The following is a 4,813-nucleotide window of genomic DNA, read 5'->3' as shown; positions in this document are numbered from 1 at the left end:
TTAATGTTTTTAAGAGTTTTTAAAAGCTTTTACGTCCGCTACAGCCCTTGTCAATCGTGGCTTTCAAAGCCCATACCACTACGTCTATCGACCCATACCACTACGTCTATCGACCCATACCACTACGTCTATCGACCCATACCACTACGTCTATCGACCTTACCAATACAATGTATTGATGTTTGTATTGAAATGGGTTTACAATGCTAATGACTTCTACCAATGAGTGTGAGTAATGGACAACTGCAAGCTAGTGACAAAAGACAATAAATTAATCAGTGCCAGTTACTCGCTTGGCATACCTGAGCAGCGCATTATCTTTTTGGCTATCGTTGCAGCAAGGGCGCAAGATAAGTTGATTGATGCTAGAGGTGTGCTGCAAATCCATGCAAGCAGCTATCAGGAACAATTCAAAGTAGAAAAGCATACTTCGTACGATGCTCTAAAAAGTGCAGCTAAGGGCTTGTTTAATGCTCACTTCGAGTATGACGATATACACGAAAAGACAGGCGATTTAGTTCATCGTATTGTTAGGTGGGTGCAGTCAGTAGCTTACATTGATAAAACTGGAATGATTGAATTACAGTTCACAGATGCTGTCATTCCACTGATAACAAGACTTAGCGAACAATACACAGAATACGACCTAAAACAGGTTAGCGAGCTGCAAAGCGAATATGCAATCAGGCTTTATGAGCTGATGATGCAATGGAAAACGGTTGGAAAAACAAACAAGATAGCGACTGATGACTTACGCAAAAAGCTAGGAGTTCAGCCTGAGCAGTACAAAGAAATGCACAACTTCAAGGCTAGAGTTCTAAAGCATGCGATAAAGCAAATCAACAGTTTCACTGATATTCAAGCCGATTATATTCAGCACAAAACTGGCAGAGTAATAACTGGCTTTACGTTCACATTCAAGCAAAAGAAAGCACCTGAGCAGCTCGCTACTGCTACAAATAAGAATAGAGATAATGCCACGCCTGATCTATTCCACAACATGACAGACGACCAAATAGGCACGTTCAGCAAAAGGTTGGCTGCATTGCCTGAGCTTGGATCAAATGCACCAGTTGGAATGAGTAAGGCTGACTTCGTGGCAAGGATTGCTGATGACCTCAAAGACCCTGACAAGCAAAAGAAATACAGCAAGCACTTAGAAAAGTTAGGATTTAAAGCAGCAAAGAGCAAGGTAAGTAAAAACGTGCTCACAGAATGACGCTCACAGCCTCGCAAGTTCGTTTTGATAGTGAGGTACTACAGACGGCTAAAACGTCACCACAGGGCATACAGTGATAAGTATAACTAAATGACTGTTTAGCCATGCTACGCAGTAGTAGAAAAGTTAGTTGTACCCCCTTATTTTTTCTCACTCGCAGCACTGTTTACGTGGGCTTGATAAGCGGATTTTACTCGGTTAGATACTATTATCCTTAAAACCACCACCATGTTATACATTGATAGAGCATGGAAACCTCAAAACAACTAGCGAAGTCGGATAGGACGCTTATGCAGGATTGTGATGTAACGCTCGAGAAGGTGATTGAACTCGGAGGCAAGCTATTGCCGATCAATACACAAGGTGAGGGTAAAGGTTGCCACATTGAAATGCTGAGGCGCATTGATGATCAATTCATGGCTATGCTGACGCACCATAACAAGGTGCTAGCAGTGAGGGTTGATATTCACTTGCAGCAAGATTATAGACCCACTGATAATGCGGTGATGAGTCATTACATACGCAAGATGAGAAAGTGGGCGCAAAAGAAATACAAGGTTAATCGCTTAGGGTTCGCTTGGTGTCGTGAGTTATGCAAGTCCAAAAAGATACATTATCACGTGTTCGTTATGATTGACGGTGACAAAACACAAGACCACAGAGCCATAACAGCAAAGAGTATGCGACTTGCAAAGAGTTATCAGCACTTAGGTTACGACTACGTTCCTGAGTATCTTGACGACTGCTTTCACATGATCGAAAGAGGCGATAAGGTTGCCTACAATACCGCCTTCAAGCATATGTCCTACCTAGCCAAAGAACGCACCAAAGATATAAAACACTTAGCAAAAAGAAGTAAAAACTACTCAACAAGCAGGATAAGCAACTCACCAAAAAGAGATGCAAGCGAGATATTCAGTGCAAGCGACAAAGCAATAACAACTTACTTCGATAAGCCACAACGTAAGCCACCAAAGACTGAAAAAGGATTTACTTCAGGTGATGAGTACCTCGCACGGATAGCGGCGAGTGGTTTCAATATGCTTAATGATTTAGATATGAGGGAATTACATGGCAGCACTAGCGACTACTTCGAGTCTGAATAATTACCCTAGATTAAGTATCTCACGCTATCGTGACCAGTTGAGGCAGGCAGACAGAGCAAACAAGATTGACGTTAATTATTCCTATCGTGGCAAGGCACACAGCTACAGCATACGATTAGATAAAACAGCTTGTCACTTTGGCAATTATCGCCATTGGTGGTTATGCCCATCATGCAGCAAGCGAGTAGCAGTGTTGTATTGTGCAGGGACTTACGTCTGCAGACATTGCCTGAGCGTTCCTTACGGCTCACAGCTACAGCAACCCATCGACAGGTTATTCAGTCGTGCTGATACCATTAGACAGCGTTTAGGTTGGCAAAGTGGCATTGCTCATGGCAGTGGTACAAAGCCAAAAGGTATGCACTCAAAGACGTTTGATAGGCTAGTGAATGAGCATGACAGACTGACTGCTAAGATATGGCAATCAACACTCGATAAACTAGGTTGCACCAGTTGAGGCTAACAAATGAAAATACCTGATCTAAACGACCTGATAGCAGACTTGCAGACAGCAAAGCAGATAGCGATTGATGACCGCAATCCGAACGCCATAGTCACAGCTACAGTCGCACAAGCTAAATTGCTTGGCATGGATAACATGAGGGACGTAACGCCAAACAGTAATATTAAATCAGGACTAGGGCACTTCTACGGCAATCGAGAACCTGAGCCAATAGCCGATTATTCAACGCTGACTGATGATGAATTGAGACAGCTACAAACGATCACTGAGAAAATGCAAAGAGGTGATAACGTATGACCAGATTAACACTTGATGACTTACTTGAGCAGCTAGAACAGGCACGACAAATGGCGATAGATGACCGCAAACCGTCTGCAATGATACAAGCCACTGCTACTATGGCAAAGCTGACAGGGTTAGATAAGCCAGTGATTAAAGACGTTTATGCCGATGAGGTGCAAACCATTAGCGAGCTGATGAATGAATTGTCGTCTGAGCAAGCAGCGATCACCTATAAAAATATTATGGGGTAAAGAAGTTCACACCCTAGTCACCAATGGCGGATTGGATTATCCATGCCCAAAGTTAAGCAAGGGTATCGTAGAATTTAAGACACCCCCAAAAGTGGGGACGTACTCACTATGAGGACGGACACCAAAACAGACCGCAATCAGGCAAAACAAAAAGCGATTGTTGGTATTATTGTTGGTATTGTCAAAAATAATAATCAAGAAATGCCGTAAACACTGGACGTACAGCCGATAGTTTGTGTTCTAGTATAGGAGTCAAACAGGTAAATCATTGCTAGTCACCTTGTAAGATTGCGGTATATTTTGCGGTATATTTCAAAAGTCAATTACTGATAGTTACTGATGACAAAGGTTACGGCTGCCAGTTTGGTTCCTTGTGTAGGAACTAAACTATAAAATAAGGGGGGGGGTTATCCAAAGTTTTATATTTATAATTATAAATATACAAAATATTGTTTATTTGCTATAACTGTGGGAACTTATTGCGGCACTGCTTGGAGATGAAAATGTATCATGCATAATAAATTACAAGGAAGTAACTTAACACGAGCCATGCTAGAGCACGATTATAAAAATATATGGTGTGCTGTTGATGATAATAGTGATAAACAAGCAACAAGTAATCTAAATGGCAACGACTTTACAGCTTACATCGTAAAATATCAGAACGGATATTTCTATTGTGACGGCGGTATGCAATGGTTATATGCTGTGCCAATTAAAATAGTACCGTTAACAGACATAGAAGTAATTTTTAGTAAAATAGCCTACTAACTATAGCGGGTTTTTATTGCTTAAAAAATGATTTTCGGACATCGTAAGAAAAGACTTTCTGCACAGGTAAAGGCGGTTATTTATCTCACTGCCCAAAACTTCACACTTCAAATTCAGCAATCAATCAATATTCATTCAATCGCCTATCATTAGCCTATACCCAAATCATAAAACCAGTAAATGATAATCCGTCTATCAATAGACTTCGCTTGGTTATCAAATGATAGGAAAATCATCAAATTATCATTGAACACTAAATAGTAAGTCTAAGTGATAATTGACTGATAATTTCATTACCTAATCATTCCATAGTCAAACTAATCACTAATGATATGAGCTAAAACAATACCAATTTGCTGTCTGAGTAGCTCAAATTTCAATTCTAAGGGTAAAGACCTAGTAAGTTACCTTATGAACAGTCAAAGCACCTTGTAGGGCAAATCTGAGCAGTTGGCTATTATCTGATGATTGCCTGAGCTTGGCTGATGACTTCGACAGTGACCAATAATTCAAACCTGAGCCAATCTATCCAGCAATGGATTAATCAATTTTCGATGATGTTCTGAGTCTGATTATTCACTAAATTAAGACCTAGTTATCCACAAAAAAAAGTGCGTTTGATGTTTTTAATGTTTTTAAGAGTTTTTAAAAGCTTTTACGTCCGCTACAGCCCTTGTCAATCGTGGCTTTCAAAGCCCATACCACTACGTCTATCGACCCA

Annotated in this window: 6 protein-coding genes; all 6 read left to right on the top strand. The window is 40.7% G+C overall.

Annotation, left to right across the window (positions count from 1 at the left end):
- Positions 1–253: 253 nt before the first annotated feature.
- The 6 genes from repM to ACQKCG_RS13695 all read left to right on the top strand — a co-directional run bounded on the left by repM (position 254) and on the right by ACQKCG_RS13695 (position 4,092).
- Entirely contained in the window at positions 254–1,219 is a 966-nt protein-coding gene (gene repM / locus ACQKCG_RS13720; protein ID WP_427585488.1) for a replication initiation protein RepM, read from the top strand.
- 248 nt (positions 1,220–1,467) lie between these two features.
- The gene (locus ACQKCG_RS13715; protein ID WP_427585487.1) at positions 1,468–2,325 is read left to right on the top strand and encodes a YagK/YfjJ domain-containing protein; all 858 of its coding nucleotides are present in this window, start codon (positions 1,468–1,470) and stop codon (positions 2,323–2,325) included.
- Positions 2,291–2,782: a hypothetical protein gene (locus ACQKCG_RS13710; RefSeq protein ID WP_427585486.1), complete on the top strand. Its 492-nt coding sequence runs from the start codon at positions 2,291–2,293 to the stop codon at positions 2,780–2,782. The genes ACQKCG_RS13715 and ACQKCG_RS13710 overlap by 35 nt, the downstream gene beginning before the upstream one ends.
- Positions 2,783–2,791: 9 nt before the next feature.
- Positions 2,792–3,085 carry a hypothetical protein gene (locus ACQKCG_RS13705; RefSeq protein WP_427225716.1) on the top strand — a complete coding sequence of 98 codons (294 nt, stop codon included), beginning with the start codon at positions 2,792–2,794 and terminating at the stop codon, positions 3,083–3,085.
- Entirely contained in the window at positions 3,082–3,321 is a 240-nt protein-coding gene (locus ACQKCG_RS13700) for a hypothetical protein (RefSeq protein ID WP_427225715.1), read from the top strand. The genes ACQKCG_RS13705 and ACQKCG_RS13700 overlap by 4 nt, the downstream gene beginning before the upstream one ends.
- Before the next feature lie 510 nt (positions 3,322–3,831).
- Complete coding sequence (locus tag ACQKCG_RS13695; RefSeq protein ID WP_201569649.1) at positions 3,832–4,092, top strand: hypothetical protein; 261 nt, start codon at positions 3,832–3,834, stop codon at positions 4,090–4,092.
- Positions 4,093–4,813 lie beyond the last annotated feature (721 nt).

This window comes from Psychrobacter sp. NPDC078929 (genome assembly GCF_050267985.1).
In the GTDB taxonomy this organism is placed as follows: Bacteria; Pseudomonadota; Gammaproteobacteria; order Pseudomonadales; family Moraxellaceae; genus Psychrobacter.
Note: the sequence above shows the minus strand (reverse complement) of the source record. Positions and strands in the feature narration are given on the sequence as shown.

Excerpts from the sequence above, each read along its gene's own strand:
- ACQKCG_RS13715 (WP_427585487.1), top strand. The coding sequence starts at position 1,468 with ATGGAAACCTCAAAACAACTAGCGAAGTCGGATAGGACGCTTATGCAG.
- ACQKCG_RS13710 (WP_427585486.1), top strand. The coding sequence starts at position 2,291 with ATGGCAGCACTAGCGACTACTTCGAGTCTGAATAATTACCCTAGATTA.
- ACQKCG_RS13705 (WP_427225716.1), top strand. The coding sequence starts at position 2,792 with ATGAAAATACCTGATCTAAACGACCTGATAGCAGACTTGCAGACAGCA.
- ACQKCG_RS13700 (WP_427225715.1), top strand. The coding sequence starts at position 3,082 with ATGACCAGATTAACACTTGATGACTTACTTGAGCAGCTAGAACAGGCA.
- ACQKCG_RS13695 (WP_201569649.1), top strand. The coding sequence starts at position 3,832 with ATGCATAATAAATTACAAGGAAGTAACTTAACACGAGCCATGCTAGAG.